Below are 22,030 nucleotides of genomic sequence, written 5' to 3'. Positions count from 1 at the left end.
CGGTCGGGCGAGCGCCCCGGCTATCTTCGCAGGGCCTCGGCCGGTTCGACTCGGGCAGCCCGCCAGGCGGGATACAGCCCGGCCAGCAGCCCCGTGAGCAGGCCGGCGAGCGGCGCCGCCGCGACGGTGACCGGGTGGATCACCGGAGTCCAGCCGCGGGCCAGGGACACGGCGACCACGGTGAGCTCGCCGAGGGAGGTGCCGACCAGCCCGCCGAGCGCGCCCAGGGCGGCCGACTCGGTGAGGAACTGTGCCGACACGTGCCGGCCGCGGGCGCCGAGCGCACGCCGCAGGCCGATCTCGCCGGTGCGCTCCAGCACGGCGACCAGGGTGGTGTTGGCGATCCCGACGGCGCCGATGACCAGGCAGATCCCGGCGAGCAGCAGGAACAGCGCGCTGAGGTCGGAGCCGACCCCGGAGCGCAGCAGACGCGGGTCGGGCGGCGGCACCGCCTTGAGGTACTCGGGGTGGTCGGGGCGCAGCGCGAGCGGGGCGAGGCCGGCCACCTGGCGGGCGGCGCCGAGCTCGGTGTCGATCAGCATGCTCGCGCCGGCCGGGGCGGGCGGCCCCCACAGTTCCTCGGCGGTGGCGCGGGGCACGAGGACCGACAGCAGGTACTCGGGCCTGCGCTCCACGTCGGAGATGATGCCCGCCACGGTGAACGGCTCCTGGCCGACGTGGACGACGGGCAGGGTGGCGAGGGTGGTGATGCCGAGGCGTTCGGCGAGCCCGCTGCCGATGACGGCGACCCGGGCGCGGCCGCGCTCCGCGAACTCGTCGTAGAGGCGGCCCTGCTGGAGGGTCGGGGCGAGCGCGGCGACGGCTCCCGGGGAGGCGGCCACGACGGAGGTGCCCCCGGCGGCGGTGCCGGCCGCGGCGCCGGCCGCGGCGGGACGGTTCCCGGCGGACGGGGGCAGGGCGCCGATCGGGGTCGCCGGGTCGAGCCGTACGGCCCACAGCACCCCGGCGTGCCTGATGCCCGCGACCGCGCCGAGCCGCCGCTCCGCGTCCGCGGGCAGGGCCGGACCCGCGAACTCGTCGTGCTGGGCGGCGACGTCCTCGATGGTCACCTCGGTGGCGGTGAGGGCGTTGAAGCGGCCGTCGATCCGGGAGGAGAGGGTGGCGGTGAGCCCGAGCACGGCGACGAAGCTGCCCACGCCGAGGACCGTGCCGAGCGCGGTGAGCGCGGCCCGGCCGGGGCGGCGGAGCATCCCGGCGAGGGCCTCGGACAGGGCGTCGCGTACGGAGAGCCGGGTCGGCGGGACGCTCATACCTGCAGCCGCCCGTCCCGGATGGCGACGGTCCGCCGGCCGCGCGCGGCGACCTCGGGGTCGTGGGTGATCACAAGGACGGTCATGCCGGCGCCGTGCAGCTCGTCGAGCAGGCCGAGTACGGAGGCGGCGTTCGCGGAGTCGAGGTTGCCGGTCGGTTCGTCGCAGAGCAGCAGCGAGGGCCGGCCGACGAGGGCGCGGGCGATGGCCACGCGCTGGCGCTCGCCGCCGGAGAGCCGCCCGGGAACGGCGCCGGCCCGGTGCGCGAGCCCGACCTGGTCCAGGGCCTCGCGGGCCCGTACGAGGCGCTGCGCGCGCGGGACCGCGGTGTAGAGCATGGCGAGGGAGACGTTCTCCAGGGCGGAGCGGTGGGGCAGCAGGTGGAAGGACTGGAAGACGAAGCCGATCCGGCGTCCGCGCAGGGCGGTGCGTTCGCGGTCGGGCAGGGCGCCGGTGTCGATGCCGTCCAGGAGATAGTGGCCGGCGGTGGGGGAGTCGAGCAGCCCGGCGACGTTGAGGAAGGTGGACTTCCCGGATCCGGAGGGGCCGGTCACCGTGATGAACTCGCCTTGGTCGATGGTGAGTTCGCACGGGTGGAGGGCCTGGACGGGCGGTGGTCCGGGGTAGGTGAGGGCGACCCCGCGGAACTCGATCACCGGGGTGCCTTCGGCCGGTCCGCCGGGCGTGGTGGGGGTCGGCGTGGTGGCGGCCGTCCGGGCGGCGGGTCCGGTGTCGCGGGTCCGGCGGAGCCTCATGTGCCCGGCCCCTTCGTCGTACCCTTCGCGGTGCGCTCGGGCGTTCCGCCGGCCGGGCCCTTCGGCGCGATCCCGGTCACCACGCGCGTCCCCGCCGTGAGGGCGTCCGCCTGGACCGGGGACACGGCCACGAAGCCGTCGCCGCTGGTTCCGGTACGGATCTCGATGCGCCGCTGCGTCCCGTCGGCACCGACCGCGGTGACGACCGTACGCCCGTCCGCGCCGGCGGAGACGGCCGTCACCGGGACCACCAGCGCCTCGCCGTCGGTGGCGGCGGACTCGATGGTCAGCCGGACGTCCTGGCCGGCGAACCCGGCGGGCAGCGGCTGGTCCGGCCGGACCACCATCCGGAACCCGAGGTCGGCGCCGCCGCCGCTCTGGTCCTGGCTCCCCTGGGCCTGGCCTCCCTGGCCCGGCTGCTGTTGCTGCCCCGGAGGCCGGCCGGTGGACCGCTCGGCGGCGACCAGGGCCACCTTGCCCCGGACGTCGCCGCCGGTGACCTCGGAGGACACCACCACCGCCATCCCGGGGCGCAGCAGCTGCTTCTTGTCGTCCTTGAGGTAGGCCTCCACGACGAGTTCCCCGGCGGACAGCGTCAGCAGCGGCCCGGACACCGGGGCCCCGACCTGTACGGCGACCCCGCCGACCCGGGCCGGAAAGGCACCGAGGAACACCGTCTCGGCGGCGGGCAGCATCGGCCCGTCGGCGGCCTCGGCGGCGGCCAGGGCGGCCTTCGCCTCGCCAAGCGCCTGCCGGGCCCGCGCCAGCTCCCGCCCGGTGCCCGTGCCGGAGCCCTTGCCGGGCTTCGCGCCCCCGGCCGCCCCGGGTCCGCCCGGCTTCGTGCCCCCGGCGGAAGCGCCCGCCGAGGCGGCACCCCCGGGTACGGGCGCACTCGCGGCACCCCCCGCGCCCCCGGCAGCCCCCGGTCCGCCCGGCTTCGCCGCGCCGGAAGCGGCCGCCGCGGCGGCGCCCCCGGATGCGGGCACACCCGCGGCGCCCCCCTCGGCCGCGGCGCCGCCCGCGCCCGGCCCGCCCGGCCCGCCCGGCAGGGCCTCGGCGTCCTCGACCGCCCACTGCGCCGAGCGCAGCGCGTCCCGGGCGGACTTGAGCGCGGCGCCCCCGTCGGCCACGGCCGGCAGCGGGTCGTAGCCGAGGGCCCGGTAGCGCGCGCCGAGCGCGGCCTTCGTACCGGGACCGAACACGCCCTTCGGGTCGGCGCCGGTGCCGTGGCCGAGCTCGCGCAGGGCCTGCTGGAGCTGTGCGACGTCGTCGCCGGTGGCGCCCGGCCTGAGGTCGCGGTACATCGGCAGGGAGCCGTGCAGGGCGAACACCGGCCGGCCGGAGACCTCGGCGAGCAGCCGGCCCGCGGTGACCTCGTCCCCGGCCTTCAGCGGCAGCTTGGTCACCACGGCCGCGGCCGCGCCCTCGGCCCGGACCCCCTGCGGGGCCACCGCGACGCTCTGACCCGCTACGACGGTCCCGCGCATCACCACCGTGTCGGCGAGCACCCGCCGCTCGACCTCCGCGGTCAGCGCGCCCTGCGCGGGGGGTCCGGCCTCCGCCGCGACCTGCGCCGGGGATTTCACCAGCGCGGTCGCCAGCAGTCCGCCGACCGCCATCAGCGCGGCCCCGCCGACCACCCCGAGCACGACCCGGCGCCCCCGTGCGAGCCCGCCGGGCCTCTCCGGGTCCGGGTACCGCCCGGCGGCCGCGCCCTCCTCTCGGCCCGAGCGCTCCGCCGGCTCCGGGCGTTCCTCCCGGACCGTGTCCTGTTCCGCCGTGCGGATTCCGTCGCGCATGTTCTCCCCTGCCCGGTCAGCTGCGGGGGAGGCATTTGCGCATGGCCTCCCGGTGGTCCCGCTTGAGGCTGGTCCGCTGTTCGGGGGTGAGCCCCGCGTCGGTGAACTCTCCGGTCACCGGATCCGGGTCGGGATACCAGGCGACGCCCTCGGCCCGCATGCAGTCGGTCGCCCTCTTTCCCGCGGCCAGTACCCCGGGGGCCGCCTGGACGGGCGAGGGGGGCGGCGGAAGCAGTGGTTCACAGGCTTTGTGCGCGGCTTCGTTCATCGGTTTGTCCTTGTCCACGCGAGGAGTTCCGTCAGCGGTGTGAACGATCGCCGCGCCGTTCTGCTCCAGGCAGTCGTAGTAGGCGATTTCCGCCGCCGTGGGCGGAGGGCTGTCGCTCGCGCGGGGAGCCGGCTTTCCGGCGGCGGCCCCGGTGTCATTGCCGCCCCCGCATCCGGTCAGCGCAATCGAGAGGAGCAGCAGCGGGGCGAAATGGCGTGCGCGCACGAAGGAATCCCTTGCGGCCGTAGAAGTGGAATTGGCGCTCCCACGGTGGATGAGGGGAGGGGTGCGCCGGGCGATGCTAGGCGACCGGAACCTGCCACAACAAGTGGCGTATGAGACACGAGGGGTGACTTTGCGTCAGGCTTGAAACCGCTTGTCTCGACTGGCCGGAGACTGTTGAATCCGGCCGGGCGGAATGCCCCGGTCAGATACTGCTTCGGCGTGCCTGGATTCACCCGAAACGCAAGGAGAGTGCGATGAACAGGACGGTTCACAAACTGGCGGTCGGCTGTGTCGCCGCCGTTTCCGCCGGCGCCTTTCTGCTGGGAACGGCCGGAACTTCGGCAGCCGAGGAGAAGAACGGCTACCTGGACAACAGCGAGTTCGGTCTTTTCTATGAGACGAACCGCGCCGGCTGTGTCTTCGACCTATGGGCCTCGGACTGGAATTTCGCCAACGACTACTTCAAGGGCTCGTGCCAGGGCCATGACGGCACCACCGACGACAACACCGAGTCGTACTGGAACCGGGACACCTACACCTGGAAGGTGGGCACCGACATGAGCCTGGGCGGAATCGTCGGACAGATTCCCCCCGGCTACATCGGCAACGCCAGCGCCAACTTCAAGAACACCATCACCTCGGCCACCTTCCTCGACTGACGCTGCCCAAGGAGTTCCTCGCGATGCGCACCACTCACCGCCCTGCCCCGGCAGCCGCCGGCGTCCTCCTGGCGGTCACGCTCCTGGCCGGCTGCTCCGGCGGTGGCGGGGGCGGGGGCGCCGCGGGCGGTGAGCCCGCGCTCGGTCCGGTCGAGACCGACCCGGCCACCGCCGGGCTGGCCCTGCCGCTGGACGCGTACACGGACACCGAGGCCGAGTCGCGGCGGATGGGCCAGGTCCAGAGCAAGCTGACCGCCCAGTGCATGGCCCGGTACGGGTTCACGTACGAGGCGCCGAAGTCCGCGCCGGCCGCCGCCGGGGCTCCCGAGGACCGCCACCGGTACCTCTTCGGCCTGGCGGATCCGGTGTACGCGGCGGCGCACGGGTACGACAAGGAGGCGGGGGAGGGCGCTCCGGTCAAGCCTGCCGCCCCGCAGCTGAGCGACAGCGCGTACGTCGTCATGTACGGCGAACAGCGCGGCGCGCAGGGCGGCCGGGCCCCGGACGCCGGGAACGAGGAGGAGGCCGCGGCGGTGGACAGCGGTCTGACGTCCGGCGGCCTGAAGGTTCCGCCGGGCGGCTGCGGGCGGGAGTCGTTCCGCAAGCTGTACGCCCCGGCGAAGGACAGCGTCGACCTGCTCTTCGCCTTCGGGCTGTCCTCGGAGGCGCACGACCGGGCCAAGCAGGACTCCCGGGTCGCCGACGTGCTGAAGAAGTGGTCGGCCTGCATGGACAAGTCCGGTTATGGCGGGATCAGTACGCCCTACGAGGTCGTCGAGAAGCTCGGCCTGTCGAACGACAAGGGCGGCCCCAGAGCCGTCACGGCGGCCAAGGCGGACGTCGCGTGCAAGCGCGAGGTGAACCTGGTGGGCGTCTGGGCCGCGGTGGAGAAGGCGTACCAGGAGCGGCTCGTCGAGGAGCACGCCGAGACGCTCGCGCTGTACGGGAAGCAGCGCGACGCCCGCTTGAAGCTGGCGGCGAGCCTCGCCTGAGGCGCGCGGGCATGCCGAAGGGCCGGTACTCCACCCCCGAGCGGGGGAGTACCGGCCCTTTCGCGTGCGCGGTCGGCCGCCGGGCGCACGAGGGCGGCTGAGAGCCCCTCAGGCCCTCCGAGAGCGGCTCGGACGACCCGGCAGGGCTCCCGCGGCACCCTCAGGCGCCTCAGGAGGCTCGGACGGCTCAGAGGACGCGGACGGCGCCCGTCGGCATGTCGTAGCTCATGTTGCGCTCGACGATGCCGGTGCTGGGGTTCTGCGCGCCGACGAACTTGCCGCCGCCGACGTAGATGGCGACGTGGTAGGCGCTGCCCTTGGAGCCCCAGTACAGGATGTCGCCCGCCTGGAGGTTGCTCAGCGACACCGAGGTGCCGGCGAGGGACTGCGACTGCGAGGTGCGGGCCAGGCTGATGCCGGCCTGGCGGTACGCGGCCTGCACGAGGCCCGAGCAGTCGTACGCCGAGGAGCCGGTGGCGCCCATGACGTACGCCTTGCCGACCTGCGCGCGGGCGAAGCTCACGATGGCCGCGGCGGAGCCGGTGGCCGGCTTGGAGGCGGTGGTGCCGGCGCTGCTGCCGGTGCTCTTCGAGAAGGAACCGTCGTCCGAGGCGGAGACGTTCGTCAGCGAGGAGCGGGCGGAGCTGCGGTTGGCGCGCTCGGCCGCGGCCTTGCGGTCCGCCTCCTCCTTCTGCTTCTTCTCGGCGTCGGCCTTCTGCTGGGCGTCTTCCTTCGCCTTCTTCGCCTCGGCGGCGGCGCCGGTACGGGCGCTCTCCTCCTGGGCGTTCAGCTCGCCTTCGACGGCTGCGGCGCGGGTGTTCTCGGCGGCCGTGGTGACGGCCGACGCGACGTCGGCGCTCAGGTCCAGGTTGAGGACCGGCATTTCGAGCGTCGTCTCGGCCACGGGCTCTGCGGACGGGGACGCGCTCGCGGTGCCGGCCATGGCCAGGGTGCTGAGGACGCCACCGGCAACTCCGGCGCGGACCGCGAGCTTCGAGGCGCTGCGGCGGGGCTTCCGGTGGCTGGGTATGTGAGCGGTGTGGGACATGGGACTAACCGCTATCAGGGCGCGGCCGCTCGCTTCAAGAAACGTGGTCTGCGCCACAGTTGTGCGCGAAGGCCGCTAACCGGGCGCGCCGCACCTCTTATTGACGCCGTAACGGGCGAAACGGACACGCCTTCACAAGGCTGTGATCATGGGGTTTCAGCAATAAGTCCGTATTGATCCACTGCCTACCATCCCGCTCGACAGATGGCCAAGCCCGCTTTCGGTGGCAGGGATTCCGTGTGGCGCAGGTCACAGTGACCTACCGCTGTGCGGGCGCTGTGGCCGGTCCGTGATCCGGCTGTGAGCTTCCCGCGGCGTTCGTGAACGGATGCACACATCCGCATGCCCTTCTTTCGGCCATTCACTCCCGGCCATCTCTGCCGGTCCGGCGTCCACCTGAGTACCTGCGGACCCCCCGACCGGGCGACGCGGATCCCCATACCATCGCCACGACCCGTTCTGCCAATTTGCCTGCAAGGGGCACTCTTGATAGTGCGGACCCCTCTTCCACCTGCGACGGAGGGGTTGGATGTCACCTTTGGTGATCATGTGGATGCCTTGCGTATGAAGATCACCACTCATCGGACTTCATGATCGTTCGTCAGGTGGTGGAGATCACAAACTCGGTGTTGTTACCCGTGTCGCAGATCACAGACCGGCAGGCATAAGATGCGCACCAGTCCGGCTTGTGAACTGCCTCACATGCAAGCGCTCGATCAAAGCGCGCGATCTTCGCGGGGGCGGGGCGCACGGCGCCGGCACAGCGGTCCAACGGTCAAGGACGACTGGAAGGAGCGAGGAGCGTGAATGCGTACGCGCCCATCCTCGTGCTCGGCGCCCTCGGCGCAGGGTTTGCGATCTTCTCCGTGGTCATGGCCACGCTGATCGGTCCAAAACGGTACAACCGGGCAAAGCTCGAAGCGTACGAGTGCGGCATCGAGCCGACTCCGATGCCGGCCGGCGGCGGTCGCTTCCCCATCAAGTACTACCTGACGGCGATGCTCTTCATCGTCTTCGACATCGAGATCGTCTTCCTCTACCCCTGGGCCGTCACCTTCGACTCCCTGGGGATCTTCGGGCTCGTCGAGATGCTGCTCTTCGTGCTCACCGTCTTCGTCGCCTACGCCTACGTCTGGCGCCGCGGCGGCCTGGAATGGGACTGAGGGGCTGAATTTTCCATGGGACTGGAAGAGAAGCTGCCGAGCGGCTTTCTGCTGACCACCGTCGAACAGGCCGCGGGCTGGGTGCGCAAGTCATCCGTCTTCCCGGCCACGTTCGGCCTGGCGTGCTGCGCCATCGAGATGATGACCACCGGAGCGGGCCGGTACGACCTGGCCCGCTTCGGCATGGAGGTCTTCCGCGGCTCTCCGCGCCAGGCCGACCTGATGATCGTGGCCGGCCGGGTCAGCCAGAAGATGGCGCCGGTGCTGCGGCAGGTGTACGACCAGATGCCCGCTCCCAAGTGGGTCATCTCTATGGGTGTTTGTGCATCTTCAGGCGGAATGTTCAATAACTACGCGATCGTCCAGGGCGTCGACCACATCGTCCCCGTGGACATCTACCTGCCCGGCTGCCCGCCCCGCCCCGAGATGCTGATGGACGCGATCCTCAAGCTCCACCAGAAGATCCAGGGCTCGAAGCTCGGCGTGAACCGGGAAGAGGCGGCGCGCGAGGCGGAGGAGGCGGCCCTCAAGGCCCTCCCCACCATCGAGATGAAGGGGCTCCTCCGGTGAGCGACGACCCGGCCGTGCAGAACGGCAACGCCAACGGGAACGGGAACAACGTTCCTGCCCCCAGGGGCGGCACCGGCCCCGAGGTGATCGGTGTCCGCAAGGGCATGTTCGGCGCCGCGGGCGGCGGCGACACCAGCGGCTACGGCGGGCTGGTCCGCACCGTGGCCCTGCCCGGAGCGACGAGCCGGCCGTACGGCTCCTACTTCGACGAGGTGGCCGACGAACTCGAAGGCGCCCTGGAGGAGCAGGACCTGGTGCCCGGCAACGCCATCGAGAAGACGGTGGTCGACCGGGGCGAGCTCACCTTCCACATCGCCCGCGAGCACCTCGTACGCGTCGCAGGGACCCTGCGCGACGACCCGGCCCTGCGCTTCGAGCTCTGCACCGGCGTCAGCGGCGTGCACTTCCCGGCGGACAAGGGCCGCGAGCTGCACGCCGTCTACCACCTGCGCTCGCTCACCCACGGCCGGATCCTGCGGCTGGAGGTGTCCGTACCGGACACCGACCCGCACATCCCCTCGCTCGTGGCCGTCTACCCGACCAACGACTGGCACGAGCGCGAGGCGTACGACTTCTTCGGCCTGATCTTCGACGGGCACCCGGCCCTCACCCGGATCATGATGCCGGACGACTGGCAGGGCTTCCCGCAGCGCAAGGACTACCCGCTCGGCGGCATCGCCGTCGAGTACAAGGGCGCCCAGATCCCGGCTCCCGACCAGCGGAGGTCGTACAGCTGATGTCCACCAACCACCACGCCTCCGCGCGCGAGACCACCGAAGGCACCGTCTACACCGTCACCGGCGGCGACTGGGACGAGATCGTCCAGTCCGCGGTCCGCGCCGACGACGAGCGGATCGTCGTCAACATGGGTCCGCAGCACCCGTCCACCCACGGAGTGCTCCGCCTGATCCTGGAGATCGACGGCGAGACGGTCACCGAAGCCCGCTGCGGCATCGGATACCTGCACACCGGCATCGAGAAGAACCTCGAATTCCGGAACTGGACGCAGGGCACCACCTTCGTGACGCGCATGGACTACCTGACGCCGTTCTTCAACGAGACGGCGTACTGCCTGGGCGTCGAGAAGCTGCTCGGCATCACCGACCAGGTCCCGGACCGCGCCACCGTCATCCGCGTCCTGCTGATGGAGCTCAACCGGCTCTCCTCCCACCTGGTGTGCATCGCCACCGGCGGCATGGAGCTGGGCGCGACCACGATCATGATCTACGGCTTCCGCGACCGCGAGCTGATCCTCGACGTCTTCGAGCTGATCACGGGCCTGCGCATGAACCACGCGTTCGTCCGCCCCGGCGGACTCGCCCAGGACCTGCCCCCGGGCGCCGTCGACCAGCTGCGCGACCTGGTCAAGACCCTGAAGAAGAACCTGCCGGAGTACGACAAGCTCGCCACCGGCAACCCCATCTTCAAGGCCCGCATGCAGGACGTCGGCTACCTCGACCTCACCGGCTGCATGGCACTGGGCGCCACCGGCCCGATCCTGCGCTCCGCCGGCCTGCCGCACGACCTGCGCAAGACGGACCCGTACTGCGGCTACGAGGACTACGAGTTCGACGTGCCGACCACCGAGTCCTGCGACTCCTACGGGCGGTTCCTGATCCGCCTGGAGGAGATGCGCCAGTCGCTGCGGATCGTCGAGCAGTGCCTGGAGCGGCTGGAGCCGGGCCCGGTGATGGTCGCCGACAAGAAGATCGCCTGGCCGGCGCAGCTCGCGATGGGCCCGGACGGCCTCGGCAACTCGCTCGACCACATCCGCAACATCATGGGCACCTCCATGGAGGCCCTCATCCACCACTTCAAGCTGGTGACGGAGGGCTTCCGGGTCCCGGCCGGGCAGGCCTACGCGGCCGTCGAGTCACCCAAGGGCGAACTCGGCGTGCACGTCGTCTCCGACGGCGGCACCCGCCCCTACCGGGTCCACTTCCGCGATCCGTCCTTCACCAACCTGCAGGCCATGGCGGCGATGTGCGAGGGCGGCCAGGTCGCCGACGTCATCGTCGCCGTCGCCTCCATCGACCCCGTGATGGGAGGCGTCGACCGATGACCGACGTCCAACTGGGGATGCCGCAGCTTCCCGCCCCCGACTTCCCGGCCGACGTACGCGCACGGCTGGAGGCGGACGCCCGGGAAGTCATCGCACGCTACCCCGACAGCCGCTCCGCACTGCTGCCGCTGCTGCACCTGTGCCAGTCGCAGGAGGGCCACGTCTCGCGCACCGGCATCCGCTTCTGCGCCGAGGTCCTGGGCCTGACCACCGCCGAGGTCACGGCGGTGGCCACCTTCTACACGATGTACCGGCGCAAGCCCTCCGGGGACTACCAGGTGGGCGTCTGCACGAACACGCTGTGCGCCGTGATGGGCGGAGACGCCATCTTCGACGAGCTCAAGCAGCACCTGGGCGTCGGCAACAACGAGACCACCGCCGACGGCAAGGTCACGCTGGAGCACATCGAGTGCAACGCGGCCTGCGACTTCGCCCCCGTGGTGATGGTCAACTGGGAGTTCTTCGACAACCAGACGCCCGAGTCCGCCAAGGAGCTGGTCGACGACCTGCTGGCCGGCCGCCCGGTCGAGCCGACCCGGGGCGCGCCGCTGTGCACCTACAAGGAGACCGCCCGCATCCTGGCCGGCTTCCCGGACGAGCGGGAGGGCGCGGTCGAGGCCAGCGGCGGAGCGGGGCCGGCCTCACTGATCGGCCTGCGCATCGCCCGAGGGGAGTCCCCGCAGCACGGCAAGGTCGTGCACCCGCGTGGTGAGGCTGCCGCCGAGGAGGGGGAGTGATGACCGTGACCACCGAGGGCAACGACGGGGGCACCTCCCAGCCGGACGCCGGGGGAGGCACCAGCCCCGAGAAGCTGCTGGCACCCGTGCTGTCGGCGTTCTGGGACGAACCGCAGTCGTGGACGCTGGAGACCTACCGGCGCCACGAGGGGTACGAGGGCCTGCGCAAGGCGCTCGCGATGACCCCGGACGACCTCATCGCCTACGTGAAGGACTCGGGTCTGCGCGGCCGCGGCGGCGCCGGCTTCCCCACCGGGATGAAGTGGCAGTTCATCCCGCAGGGCGACGGAAAGCCGCACTACCTCGTCGTGAACGCGGACGAGTCGGAGCCGGGAACCTGCAAGGACATCCCCCTCCTCTTCGCCAACCCGCACTCCCTCATCGAGGGAATGATCATCGCCTGTTACGCGATCCGGTCGGAGCACGCCTTCATCTACCTGCGCGGCGAGGTCGTGCCGGTGCTGCGGCGCCTGCACGAGGCGGTGCGCGAGGCGTACGAGGCCGGCTACCTCGGGGAAGACATCCTCGGGAGCGGGCTGAAGCTCGACATCACGGTGCACGCGGGAGCGGGCGCGTACATCTGCGGCGAGGAGACGGCACTGCTCGACTCCCTCGAAGGCCGGCGCGGTCAGCCCCGGCTGCGTCCTCCCTTCCCTGCCGTCGAGGGGCTCTACGCCTGCCCCACTGTCGTCAACAACGTCGAGTCCATCGCCTCGGTTCCCGCGATCCTGAACAAGGGCAAGGACTGGTTCAAGGCGATGGGGACCGAGAAGTCCCCCGGCTTCACGCTGTACTCGCTCTCCGGGCACGTCTCGGGCCCCGGCCAGTACGAGGCTCCCCTCGGCATCACCCTGCGCCAGCTCCTCGACATGAGCGGCGGGATGCGGCCCGGGCACCGGCTGAAGTTCTGGACCCCGGGCGGCTCCTCCACCCCGATGTTCACGGACGAGCACCTGGACGTACCGCTCGACTACGAGGGCGTCGGCGCGGCCGGCTCCATGCTCGGCACCAAAGCCCTCCAGTGCTTCGACGAGACGACCTGCGTGGTGCGGGCCGTCACCCGCTGGACCGAGTTCTACGCCCACGAGTCCTGCGGCAAGTGCACCCCCTGCCGCGAGGGCACGTACTGGCTGGTCCAGCTGCTGCGCGACATCGAGGCGGGCAAGGGCGTGATGTCCGACCTCGACAAGCTCAACGACATCGCCGACAACATCAACGGCAAGTCGTTCTGCGCCCTCGGCGACGGCGCCGCCAGCCCGATCTTCTCCTCGCTCAAGTACTTCCGCGAGGAGTACGAGCAGCACATCACGGGCAAGGGCTGCCCCTTCGACCCCAAGAAGTCGACCCTCTGGGCTGACACGGAGGTGAACGCATGACCGTCACCACTAATGCTCCGACCGGTGGCGGAGAGGCCGCCGTACCGCCCGAGGACCTCGTCTCCCTGACCATCGACGGCATCGAACTGTCGGTGCCCAAGGGCACCCTGGTCATCCGGGCCGCCGAGCAGATCGGCATCGAGATCCCCCGGTTCTGCGACCACCCCCTCCTCGACCCGGTCGGTGCCTGCCGCCAGTGCATCGTCGAGGTCGAGGGCCAGCGCAAGCCGATGGCCTCCTGCACCATCACCTGCACCGACGGCATGGTCGTCAAGACGCAGCTGACGTCGCCGGTCGCCGAGAAGTCCCAGCGCGGGGTGATGGAGCTGCTGCTCATCAACCACCCGCTGGACTGCCCGGTCTGCGACAAGGGCGGCGAGTGCCCGCTGCAGAACCAGGCGATGTCCCACGGGCAGAGCGACTCGCGTTTCGAGGGCAGGAAGCGCACGTACGAGAAGCCGGTCCCGATCTCTACGCAGGTGCTGCTGGACCGCGAGCGGTGCGTGCTGTGCGCGCGCTGCACCCGCTTCTCCAACCAGGTGGCCGGCGACCCGATGATCGAGCTGCTGGAGCGCGGCGCCCTCCAGCAGGTCGGCATCGGCGAGGGCGACCCGTTCGAGTCGTACTTCTCCGGCAACACCATCCAGATCTGCCCGGTCGGCGCGCTCACCTCGGCCGCCTACCGGTTCCGCTCCCGCCCCTTCGACCTCGTCTCCTCCCCGAGCGTGTGCGAGCACTGCGCGGGCGGCTGCGCGACCCGGACCGACCACCGCCGCGGCAAGGTGCTGCGCCGGATGGCCGCCGAGGACCCCGAGGTCAACGAGGAGTGGATCTGCGACAAGGGCCGTTTCGGCTTCCGCTACGCGCAGCGCCCCGACCGGCTCACCACCCCGCTGGTGCGGGGCACGGACGGGGTGCTCGCCCCGGCCAGCTGGCCCGAGGCGCTGGAGGCGGCGGCGAACGGGCTGGCCGCCGCGCGCGGCCGGACCGGGGTGCTCACGGGCGGGCGGCTCACCGTCGAGGACGCCTACGCGTACGCCAAGTTCGCCCGGGTCGTGCTGGACACCAACGACATCGACTTCCGGGCCCGGGTGCACAGCGCGGAGGAGGCCGAGTTCCTGGCCGCCTCGGTGGCCGGCACCGGGAAGGACCTCGACGGCACGGGCGTCACGAACGCCTCCCTGGAGGCGGCGCCCGCCGTGCTGCTGGCCGGCATCGAGTCCGAGGAGGAGGCCCCCGGGGTCTTCCTGCGGCTGCGCAAGGCCCACCGCAAGCACAAGCAGCGGACCTTCGCCCTGGCCCCGTTCGCCACCCGCGGACTGGAGAAGGCGGGCGGCACGCTGCTGGCCGCCGCCCCCGGCACCGAGCCCGACTGGCTGGACGCCCTGGCCTCCCGCGCCGGTCTGGAACAGGGCGGCCACGCGGCCGCGGACGCGCTGCGCGAGAAGGGCGCGGTCATCGTCGTCGGCGAGCGCCTCGCGGCGGTTCCCGGCGCGCTGACCGCCGCCGTACGGGCGGCCGCCGCGACCGGGGCGAAGCTGGTGTGGATCCCGCGCCGGGCCGGGGAGCGGGCCGCCGTCGAGGCGGGCGCGCTGCCGTCCCTGCTGCCGGGCGGCCGCCCGGCCACCGACCCGCGGGCCCGCGACGAGGTCGCCACCGCCTGGGGGCTGGACGAACTCCCGCACCGCTACGGCCGCGACACCGGCCAGATCGTCGAGGCCGCCGCCGGGCGCGAGCTGTCCGCGCTGCTGGTCGCGGGCGTGGAGGTCACCGACCTGCCGGACCCGGTCCGCGCCCGGATCGCCCTCCAGGAGGCCTTCGTGGTCTCGCTGGAACTGCGGCCCGGCGAGGTCACCGACCACGCGGACGTGGTCTTCCCGGTCGCCGCGGTGGCCGAGAAGGCGGGTGCGTTCATCAACTGGGAGGGCAGGGTGCGCCCGTTCGAGGCCGCGCTGAAGCCCGACCAGATGACCCGCCGGCTCGCCCCCGCCGACGCCCGCGTGCTGCACATGCTGGCCGACGCGGCCGACCGGCCGATCGCACTGCCCGACGTACACGCCGTACGACGGGAGCTGGAGCGGCTCGGACCGTGGGAGGGCGCGCTCGCGACCGAGCAGTCCACCGACCCGGCACCGCTGCCCCGCCCCGGCGCGGGCGAGGCGGTCCTCGCGGGCCACCGGCTCCTGCTCGACCAGGGCCGCCTGCAGGACGGCGACGAGGCCCTGGCCGGCACCCGGCACGAGGCCAGTGCCCGCCTGTCGGCCGCCACGGCCGCCGAGACCGGCATCAAGGACGGCGACGTCCTCGCGGTGACCGGCCCGGCCGGCTCCGTGGAACTGCCGCTGCGGATCACCGAGATGCCCGACCGGGTGGTCTGGCTCCCGATGAACTCCACCGGCTCCGGCGTCCTCGCCGACACCGGCGCCCGCCCGGGCACCCTCGTGCGCATCGGCCCGGCGACCCCGGCCGGCGCAGGCGACACCACTGCGGAGGTGGGAGCGTGAGCACCCTGCACATCGCGGCCGAGGACCTGTCCCTCTTCGGCAGGGACGTCTGGTGGCTCGTCCTGATCAAGGCGGTCTTCTGCTTCGCCTTCCTGATGGTGACGGTGCTCTTCTCCATCGTGTGGGAGCGCAAGGTCGTCGCCTGGATGCAGCTGCGCATCGGCCCCAACCGGCACGGCCCCTGGGGCATGCTCCAGTCGCTCGCCGACGGCGTGAAGCTGATGCTCAAGGAAGACATCATCGTCAAGCGGGCCGACAAGGTCGTCTACGTCCTGGCCCCGATCATCGCGGCGATCCCGGCCTTCATGGCCATCGCGGTGATCCCCTTCGGCCCCTCGGGCAACGAGGTCTCGATCTTCGGCCAGCGCACCACGATGCAGCTGACCGACCTGCCCATCGCGATGCTGTACATCCTCGCGGTGGCCTCGGTCGGCATCTACGGCATCGTCCTCGCGGGCTGGTCCTCGGGCTCCACGTACCCGCTGCTCGGCGGCCTGCGCTCCTGTGCGCAGATGATCTCGTACGAGATCGCGATGGGCGCGGCCTTCGCCTCGGTCTTCCTCTACTCCGGGTCCATGTCGACCTCGGCGATCGTGGAGGCGCAGGCGGACCGCTGGTACATCATCCTGCTCCCGGTCTCCTTCATCATCTACGTCATCACGATGGTCGGCGAGACGAACCGCGCCCCCTTCGACATGCCGGAGTCCGAGGGCGACCTGGTCGGCGGCTTCAACACCGAGTACTCGTCCATCAAGTTCGCGCTGTTCATGCTGGCCGAGTACGTCAACATGGTCACCGTCTCGGCGGTCTCGGTCACCCTCTTCCTGGGCGGCTGGCGGGCGCCGGCGCCGATCTCCACGTACTGGGAGGGCGCGAACCACGGCTGGTGGCCGATGCTCTGGTTCGTCATCAAGGTCCAGCTGCTGCTGTTCTTCTTTATCTGGCTGCGCGGCACGCTGCCGCGCGTGCGCTACGACCAGCTGATGAAGCTCGGCTGGAAGGTCCTCATCCCGGTCTCGGTGGTCTGGCTGATGCTGGTCGCCACCGTCCGGGCACTGCGGAACGAGAACTACGACTTCCAGCAGATCGTGCTGTACGTCGGCGGCGGGGTCATCGCGGTCCTGCTCCTGTCCTTCGTGGCGGACCTGTTCCGCGACAAGAAGGAGAAGTCGGCGGCGGAGGCGGCCGGCAAGGCGGCCGCGGCCGAGCCCTTCGATCCGCTCGCGGGCGGTTTCCCCGTACCGCCCAAGCCCGGCCAGCACCTGGCACCCGTACCGCGCAGGCGCCCCCGCGGCGAGCGGGAGCTGATTGTCAGTGGCGGGACGAATACTGACAGTGACCGAGAGGAGGCTTGAGAGATGTCTGACGCCGATCAGAACGAGAAGTGGCAGAACCCGGTGGCCGGCTTCGGCGTGACCTTCAAGGCCATGTTCAAGAAGCGCCTCACCGAGCAGTACCCGGAGCAGCAGAAGACCACCGCTCCGCGCTTCCACGGCCGGCACCAGCTCAACCGCCACCCCGACGGTCTGGAGAAGTGCATCGGGTGCGAGCTGTGCGCCTGGGCCTGTCCCGCCGACGCGATCTACGTGGAGGGTGCGGACAACACCGAGGAGGAGCGCTACTCCCCGGGCGAGCGGTACGGCCGCGTCTACCAGATCAACTACGCCCGCTGCATCCTGTGCGGGCTCTGCATCGAGGCGTGCCCCACCCGCGCGCTGACGATGACGAACGAGTTCGAACTGGCCGACTCCAGCCGCGAATCGCTGATCTACACCAAGGAGCAGCTGCTGGCGGGCCTGACCGAGGGCATGGTCGAGTCCCCGCACTCGATCTTCCCCGGCACGGACGAGCAGGACTACTACCGGGGCCTGGTGACCGGGGCGGCTCCCGGCACGGTCCGGCAGGTCGCGGTCTCCAAGGGCGAAGTGGCCGAGGAGAGCGACGCGCACGAGGGGGTGGAGGCGTGAACGCCATCGCCGCCGCGGCCGGTTCGGTCACCTCGACCGGTGAGGCCGTGCAGTTCTGGGTCCTGGGCACCGTCGCCGTGATCGGCGCGCTGTGCACGATCCTGATGAAGAAGGCCGTGCACAGTGCGCTGTGCCTGGCCGGGACGATGATCATCCTGGCGGTCTTCTACCTCGCCAACGGGGCGTACTTCCTGGGCATCGTCCAGGTCGTCGTCTACACCGGCGCCATCATGATGCTGTTCCTCTTCGTGGTCATGCTCGTCGGCGTCACCGCCGCGGACTCGCTCACCGAGACCATCAAGGGCCAGCGCTGGCTCGCCGCCCTGTGCGGGCTCGGCTTCGGCATCCTGCTGATCGCCGGCATCGCCAACGCGGGGCTCACCCACTTCAACGGGCTCGGCCGGGTCAACTCCGCCGGGCACGTCGAAGGCCTGGCCGAGCTGATCTTCACCCGGTACATCTTCGCCTTCGAGATCACCGGCGCCCTGCTGATCACCGCGGCCGTCGGCGCGATGGTGCTCACGCACCGCGAGCGCACCGAGCGGGCCGCGACCCAGCGCGAGCTCGCCGAGCGGCGCGTACGCGAGGGCGTCCAGCTCCCGCCGCTGCCGGCCCCCGGTGTCTACGCCCGCCACAACGCGGTGGACGTCGCCGGCCTGCTGCCGGACGGCACCCCGTCCGAGCTGACCGTCAACAAGACCCTGCGCGCCCGCGGCCAGATCCGGGACGTCTCCAGCGAGGCGCTCGACGACCTCAAGGCACTGGAGCAGGCGTCCTCGGAGCGCCTCGGCCGTGAGGAGGCCTCCAAGTGAATCCGGTCAACTACCTGTACCTGGCCGCCCTGCTGTTCACCATCGGCGCGGCCGGCGTACTGATCCGCAAGAACGCGATCGTGCTGTTCATGTGCGTGGAGCTGATGCTCAACGCCTGCAACCTCGCCTTCGTCGCCTTTTCCCGGATGCACGGCAACCTCGACGGCCAGATCATCGCCTTCTTCACGATGGTCGTCGCCGCCGCGGAGGTCGTGGTGGGCCTCGCGATCATCGTGTCGCTGTTCCGTACCCGCCACTCGGCCTCGGTCGACGACGCCAGCCTGATGAAGCTGTAAGGGGCGTTCACAGTGGAGAATCTGATTGCGCTGCTGGTAGCGGCGCCCCTGCTCGGAGCGGTGGTGCTGCTGTGCGGCGGCCGGCGCCTCGACAAGGCCGGCCACTGGCTCGGCACCCTGCTCGCCGCCGCCTCCTTCGGCATCGGCGTAGCCCTCTTCGTCGACATGCTGGGCCGCGGCGCCGAGGACCGCGCCCTGCACCAGCGCCTGTTCACCTGGATCCCCGTCGAGGGCTTCCAGGCGGACATGGCCTTCCAGCTGGACCAGCTGTCGATGACGTTCGTCCTGCTGATCTCCGGGGTGGGCACGCTCATCCACGTGTACTCGATCGGGTACATGGAGCACGACGAGCGCCGCCGCCGCTTCTTCGGCTACCTCAACCTGTTCGTCGCGGCGATGCTGCTGCTCGTCATCGCCGACAACTACCTGCTGCTGTACTTCGGCTGGGAGGGCGTGGGCCTCGCCTCCTACCTCCTGATCGGCTTCTGGCAGCACAAGCCCAGCGCGGCCACCGCCGCGAAGAAGGCCTTCCTGGTCAACCGCGTCGGCGACATCGGCCTCTCGATCGCGATCATGCTGATGTTCACCACGTTCGGCACCTTCGCCTTCGGGCCGGTGCTCGGCGCCGTCGGTGAGACCTCCGAGGGCACGCTGACGGCCATCGGCCTGATGCTGCTGCTGGCCGCCTGCGGCAAGTCCGCCCAGGTACCGCTCCAGTCCTGGCTCGGCGACGCGATGGAGGGCCCGACCCCGGTCTCGGCCCTGATCCACGCGGCGACGATGGTGACGGCCGGCGTGTACCTGATCGTCCGCTCGGGCGCCATCTTCAACGGGGCGCCGGACGCCCAGCTGGTGGTCACCATCGTGGGCGCGGTCACGCTCCTCTTCGGTGCGATCGTCGGTTGCGCGAAGGACGACATCAAGAAGGCCCTCGCCGGGTCGACGATGTCGCAGATCGGCTACATGATCCTCGCCGCCGGCCTCGGCCCGATCGGCTACGTCTTCGCGATCATGCACCTGGTCACGCACGGCTTCTTCAAGGCGGGCCTCTTCCTCGGGGCCGGTTCGGTCATGCACGGCATGAACGACGAGGTCGACATGCGCAAGTACGGGGCCTTGAGGAAGTACATGCCGGTCACCTTCGTGACCTTCGGCCTCGGCTACCTCGCGATCATCGGCTTCCCCGGCCTGTCCGGCTTCTTCTCCAAGGACATGATCATCGAGGCGGCCTTCGCCAAGGGCGGCACCCAGGGCTGGATCCTCGGCGGGGTCGCCCTGCTGGGCGCCGGCATCACCGCCTTCTACATGACCCGCGTCATGCTCCTCACCTTCTTCGGCGAGAAGCGCTGGCAGCCCACGGTGTCCGATGGCGGCTCCGCCGCGGGCGAGGGCCAGATGCCGCACCCGCACGAGTCCCCGAAGTCCATGACCATCCCGATGATCATCCTGGCCTTCGGGTCGGTCTTCGCCGGCGGCTTCTTCGAGATCGGCGAGCGCTTCCTGAAGTGGCTGGAGCCCGTCACCGGTTACGAGCACGGCCACCCGCCGGTCAGCGCCATGGCGGTGACCGCCTCCACCATGGTTGTCCTGGTCGTCGGCGTCGGCATCGCCTGGTCGATGTACGGCCGCAGGCCCGTCCCGGTGGTCGCCCCGCGCGGCTCGCTCCTCACCCGGGCGGCCCGACGGGACCTGCTCCAGGACGACTTCAACCACGTCGTGCTGGTGCGCGGCGGGGAGCACCTGACCCGCTCCCTCGTGTACGTGGACCACAGCCTGGTCGACGGGGTGGTCAACGGTACGGCCGCCTCGGTCGGCGGCCTGTCGGGCCGGCTGCGCAAGCTGCAGAACGGCTACGCCCGCAGCTACGCGGTCTCGATGTTCGGGGGCACGGCGATCCTGATCGCCGCGACCCTGCTGATGAGGGCGGTGTGAGATGAGTTTCCCGCTTCTGACCGTGACGGCGGCCCTGCCCGCGGTCGGCGCGATCCTGACGGCGGCCGTCCCGGCCGCCCGCAGGACCGCCGCCAAGTGGCTCGCGCTGCTGTTCTCGCTCGCGACGCTGGCCCTGGCCGTGCTCGTCGCGGTCCGCTTCGAGCCCGGTGGCGACCGCTACCAGCTCACCGAGTCCCACGCGTGGATCGCCGACTTCGGGGTCCGCTACGAGCTGGGCGTCGACGGCATCGGGGTGGCGCTGATCGCGCTCACCGCACTGCTGATCCCCTTCGTCATCGGGGCCGGCTGGAACGACGCCGACCCCCTGGAGACCAGCTCGACGCGCTGGCGGCCGACGCAGGGCTTCTTCGCCCTGATCCTGCTGGTCGAGGCGATGGTGATCATCTCCTTCGAGGCCACCGACGTCTTCCTCTTCTACATCTTCTTCGAAGCCATGCTCATCCCGATGTACTTCCTCATCGGCGGCTTCGGGGACCGGGCCCACAGCGGCTCCGAGGAGAACGCGTCCGCGCAGCGCTCCTACGCGGCGGTCAAGTTCCTCCTCTACAACCTGGTCGGCGGCCTGATCATGCTCGCCGCCGTCATCGGCCTGTACGTGGTCGCCGGGAACTTCTCCCTCCAGGAGATCGCCGCCGCCCGCGCCGCGGGCACGCTCGACATGGCGACCAACACCGAGCGGCTGCTGTTCCTCGGCTTCTTCTTCGCCTTCGCGGTGAAGGCCCCGCTGTGGCCGCTGCACACCTGGCTGCCGAACGCGATGGGCGAGGCCACCGCGCCGGTGGCGGTGCTCATCACCGCGGTCGTCGACAAGGTCGGCACCTTCGCGATGCTGCGCTTCTGCCTCGGGCTGTTCCCCGAGGCCAGCAAGTGGGCCACGCCGGTGATCCTCGTACTGGCCCTGATCAGCATCGTCTACGGCGCGCTGCTCGCCGTCGGACAGCGGGACATCAAGCGGCTGGTCGCGTACGCCTCGATCTCCCACTTCGGGTTCATCATCCTGGGCATCTTCGCGATGACCTCCCAGGGGCAGTCCGGGGCGACCCTGTACATGGTCAACCACGGCATCTCGACGGCGGCGCTGATGCTGGTGGCCGGCTTCCTGATCTCGCGGCGGGGTTCGAGGCTCATCGCCGACTACGGCGGCGTGCAGAAGGTGGCCCCGGTCCTCGCCGGGACCTTCCTGATCGGCGGCCTCGCCACCCTCTCGCTGCCGGGACTGGCCCCGTTCGTCAGTGAGTTCCTGGTGCTGGTCGGCACGTTCGCCCGGTACCCGGTCGCCGGCATCGTCGCCACCATCGGCATCGTGCTCGCCGCGCTGTACACGCTGGTGCTCTACCAGCGCACGATGACCGGCCCCGTGAAGGAGGAGGTCCGCGCGATGCCGGACCTGCGCCTGCGGGAGGCGCTGGTGGTCGCGCCGCTGATCGTGCTGCTGATCGGCCTGGGCGTGTACCCGAAGCCGCTGACCGAGATCGTCAACCCGGCGGTGAAGCACACCATGTCGGACGTGCAGGAGAAGGACCCGAAGCCAGAGGTGGCCGTCGAGGCCAAGAACGGGGAGGCGGCGAAGTGA

At 71.0% G+C, this 22,030-nt stretch carries 20 protein-coding genes; 15 read left to right on the top strand and 5 right to left on the bottom strand.

The genetic code is table 11. The features are described from left to right. Positions 1-20 precede the first annotated feature (20 nt). The 4 genes from ACZ4TG_RS34840 to ACZ4TG_RS34825 are packed head-to-tail and all read right to left on the bottom strand — an operon-like array spanning position 21 to position 4,318. Positions 21-1,271 (bottom strand): ABC transporter permease, encoded by a 1,251-nt coding sequence (locus ACZ4TG_RS34840; protein ID WP_468171221.1) that lies wholly within the window; start codon positions 1,269-1,271, stop codon positions 21-23. After that, complete coding sequence (locus ACZ4TG_RS34835; protein WP_468171218.1) at positions 1,268-2,026, bottom strand: ABC transporter ATP-binding protein; 759 nt, start codon at positions 2,024-2,026, stop codon at positions 1,268-1,270. Before ACZ4TG_RS34835 ends, ACZ4TG_RS34840 begins: the two co-directional genes overlap by 4 nt. Beyond that, entirely contained in the window at positions 2,023-3,825 is a 1,803-nt protein-coding gene (locus ACZ4TG_RS34830; RefSeq protein WP_468171215.1) for a peptidoglycan-binding protein, read from the bottom strand. Before ACZ4TG_RS34830 ends, ACZ4TG_RS34835 begins: the two co-directional genes overlap by 4 nt. A gap of 16 nt (positions 3,826-3,841) precedes the next feature. Next, positions 3,842-4,318, bottom strand: coding sequence for a hypothetical protein (locus ACZ4TG_RS34825; protein ID WP_468171212.1), 477 nt, complete (start codon positions 4,316-4,318; stop codon positions 3,842-3,844). Positions 4,319-4,572: 254 nt separating this feature from the next. On the opposite strand from ACZ4TG_RS34825, the gene ACZ4TG_RS34820 reads away from it, so the two are divergent. Next, a complete protein-coding gene (locus ACZ4TG_RS34820; protein WP_468171209.1) occupies positions 4,573-4,977 on the top strand; it encodes a hypothetical protein in 405 nt (134 codons plus the stop codon). Positions 4,978-5,000: 23 nt separating this feature from the next. Next, entirely contained in the window at positions 5,001-5,969 is a 969-nt protein-coding gene (locus tag ACZ4TG_RS34815) for a hypothetical protein (RefSeq protein ID WP_468171206.1), read from the top strand. Positions 5,970-6,156: 187 nt separating this feature from the next. Here ACZ4TG_RS34815 and ACZ4TG_RS34810 read toward each other — a convergent pair whose 3' ends face one another. Then, a complete protein-coding gene (locus ACZ4TG_RS34810) occupies positions 6,157-7,017 on the bottom strand; it encodes a C40 family peptidase (protein WP_468171203.1) in 861 nt (286 codons plus the stop codon). Positions 7,018-7,820: 803 nt separating this feature from the next. On the opposite strand from ACZ4TG_RS34810, the gene ACZ4TG_RS34805 reads away from it, so the two are divergent. From ACZ4TG_RS34805 to ACZ4TG_RS34745, 13 genes are read left to right on the top strand one after another with little or no spacing between them, the layout of a single operon-like run. After that, on the top strand, positions 7,821-8,180 hold the full coding sequence (locus tag ACZ4TG_RS34805; RefSeq protein WP_190182942.1) for an NADH-quinone oxidoreductase subunit A: 360 nt from the start codon (positions 7,821-7,823) through the stop codon (positions 8,178-8,180). A gap of 15 nt (positions 8,181-8,195) precedes the next feature. After that, positions 8,196-8,750 carry a NuoB/complex I 20 kDa subunit family protein gene (locus tag ACZ4TG_RS34800; protein ID WP_007265818.1) on the top strand — a complete coding sequence of 185 codons (555 nt, stop codon included), beginning with the start codon at positions 8,196-8,198 and terminating at the stop codon, positions 8,748-8,750. Beyond that, a complete protein-coding gene (locus ACZ4TG_RS34795; RefSeq protein WP_468171199.1) occupies positions 8,747-9,487 on the top strand; it encodes an NADH-quinone oxidoreductase subunit C in 741 nt (246 codons plus the stop codon). Before ACZ4TG_RS34800 ends, ACZ4TG_RS34795 begins: the two co-directional genes overlap by 4 nt. Beyond that, a complete protein-coding gene (locus ACZ4TG_RS34790) occupies positions 9,487-10,812 on the top strand; it encodes an NADH-quinone oxidoreductase subunit D (protein WP_468171196.1) in 1,326 nt (441 codons plus the stop codon). Before ACZ4TG_RS34795 ends, ACZ4TG_RS34790 begins: the two co-directional genes overlap by 1 nt. Beyond that, positions 10,809-11,549, top strand: a complete 741-nt coding sequence (gene nuoE, locus ACZ4TG_RS34785) for an NADH-quinone oxidoreductase subunit NuoE (RefSeq protein WP_468171193.1) — start codon at positions 10,809-10,811, stop codon at positions 11,547-11,549. The genes ACZ4TG_RS34790 and nuoE overlap by 4 nt, the downstream gene beginning before the upstream one ends. Beyond that, on the top strand, positions 11,549-12,925 hold the full coding sequence (gene nuoF, locus ACZ4TG_RS34780) for an NADH-quinone oxidoreductase subunit NuoF (protein ID WP_468171190.1): 1,377 nt from the start codon (positions 11,549-11,551) through the stop codon (positions 12,923-12,925). The genes nuoE and nuoF overlap by 1 nt, the downstream gene beginning before the upstream one ends. After that, a complete protein-coding gene (locus ACZ4TG_RS34775; protein ID WP_468171187.1) occupies positions 12,922-15,429 on the top strand; it encodes an NADH-quinone oxidoreductase subunit G in 2,508 nt (835 codons plus the stop codon). Before nuoF ends, ACZ4TG_RS34775 begins: the two co-directional genes overlap by 4 nt. Beyond that, on the top strand, positions 15,426-16,784 hold the full coding sequence (gene nuoH, locus ACZ4TG_RS34770; protein WP_468171184.1) for an NADH-quinone oxidoreductase subunit NuoH: 1,359 nt from the start codon (positions 15,426-15,428) through the stop codon (positions 16,782-16,784). The genes ACZ4TG_RS34775 and nuoH overlap by 4 nt, the downstream gene beginning before the upstream one ends. 3 nt (positions 16,785-16,787) lie before the next feature. Next, the gene (gene nuoI, locus ACZ4TG_RS34765; RefSeq protein ID WP_468171181.1) at positions 16,788-17,396 is read left to right on the top strand and encodes an NADH-quinone oxidoreductase subunit NuoI; all 609 of its coding nucleotides are present in this window, start codon (positions 16,788-16,790) and stop codon (positions 17,394-17,396) included. Next, entirely contained in the window at positions 17,393-18,208 is an 816-nt protein-coding gene (locus tag ACZ4TG_RS34760) for an NADH-quinone oxidoreductase subunit J (protein WP_468171178.1), read from the top strand. The genes nuoI and ACZ4TG_RS34760 overlap by 4 nt, the downstream gene beginning before the upstream one ends. After that, the gene (gene nuoK, locus ACZ4TG_RS34755; RefSeq protein ID WP_030864698.1) at positions 18,205-18,504 is read left to right on the top strand and encodes an NADH-quinone oxidoreductase subunit NuoK; all 300 of its coding nucleotides are present in this window, start codon (positions 18,205-18,207) and stop codon (positions 18,502-18,504) included. The genes ACZ4TG_RS34760 and nuoK overlap by 4 nt, the downstream gene beginning before the upstream one ends. 12 nt (positions 18,505-18,516) lie before the next feature. Next, positions 18,517-20,436, top strand: a complete 1,920-nt coding sequence (nuoL, locus tag ACZ4TG_RS34750) for an NADH-quinone oxidoreductase subunit L (RefSeq protein ID WP_468171175.1) — start codon at positions 18,517-18,519, stop codon at positions 20,434-20,436. Between the two features lies 1 nt (position 20,437). After that, positions 20,438-22,030 carry an NADH-quinone oxidoreductase subunit M gene (locus ACZ4TG_RS34745; RefSeq protein WP_468171172.1) on the top strand — a complete coding sequence of 531 codons (1,593 nt, stop codon included), beginning with the start codon at positions 20,438-20,440 and terminating at the stop codon, positions 22,028-22,030.

The sequence above is a fragment of the Streptomyces sp. NPDC028314 genome, assembly GCF_055565795.1.
Note: the sequence above shows the minus strand (reverse complement) of the source record. Positions and strands in the feature narration are given on the sequence as shown.

Bases quoted from the DNA above. Each gene is read 5' to 3' on its own strand.
- ACZ4TG_RS34835 (WP_468171218.1), bottom strand. From the start codon at position 2,026: ATGAGGCTCCGCCGGACCCGCGACACCGGACCCGCCGCCCGGACGGCC.
- ACZ4TG_RS34775 (WP_468171187.1), top strand. From the start codon at position 12,922: ATGACCGTCACCACTAATGCTCCGACCGGTGGCGGAGAGGCCGCCGTA.
- ACZ4TG_RS34800 (WP_007265818.1), top strand. From the start codon at position 8,196: ATGGGACTGGAAGAGAAGCTGCCGAGCGGCTTTCTGCTGACCACCGTC.
- ACZ4TG_RS34790 (WP_468171196.1), top strand. From the start codon at position 9,487: ATGTCCACCAACCACCACGCCTCCGCGCGCGAGACCACCGAAGGCACC.
- nuoI (WP_468171181.1), top strand. From the start codon at position 16,788: ATGTCTGACGCCGATCAGAACGAGAAGTGGCAGAACCCGGTGGCCGGC.
- ACZ4TG_RS34830 (WP_468171215.1), bottom strand. From the start codon at position 3,825: ATGCGCGACGGAATCCGCACGGCGGAACAGGACACGGTCCGGGAGGAA.
- ACZ4TG_RS34745 (WP_468171172.1), top strand. From the start codon at position 20,438: ATGAGTTTCCCGCTTCTGACCGTGACGGCGGCCCTGCCCGCGGTCGGC.
- nuoE (WP_468171193.1), top strand. From the start codon at position 10,809: ATGACCGACGTCCAACTGGGGATGCCGCAGCTTCCCGCCCCCGACTTC.
- nuoF (WP_468171190.1), top strand. From the start codon at position 11,549: ATGACCGTGACCACCGAGGGCAACGACGGGGGCACCTCCCAGCCGGAC.
- ACZ4TG_RS34815 (WP_468171206.1), top strand. From the start codon at position 5,001: ATGCGCACCACTCACCGCCCTGCCCCGGCAGCCGCCGGCGTCCTCCTG.
- ACZ4TG_RS34840 (WP_468171221.1), bottom strand. From the start codon at position 1,271: ATGAGCGTCCCGCCGACCCGGCTCTCCGTACGCGACGCCCTGTCCGAG.
- ACZ4TG_RS34810 (WP_468171203.1), bottom strand. From the start codon at position 7,017: ATGTCCCACACCGCTCACATACCCAGCCACCGGAAGCCCCGCCGCAGC.
- ACZ4TG_RS34820 (WP_468171209.1), top strand. From the start codon at position 4,573: ATGAACAGGACGGTTCACAAACTGGCGGTCGGCTGTGTCGCCGCCGTT.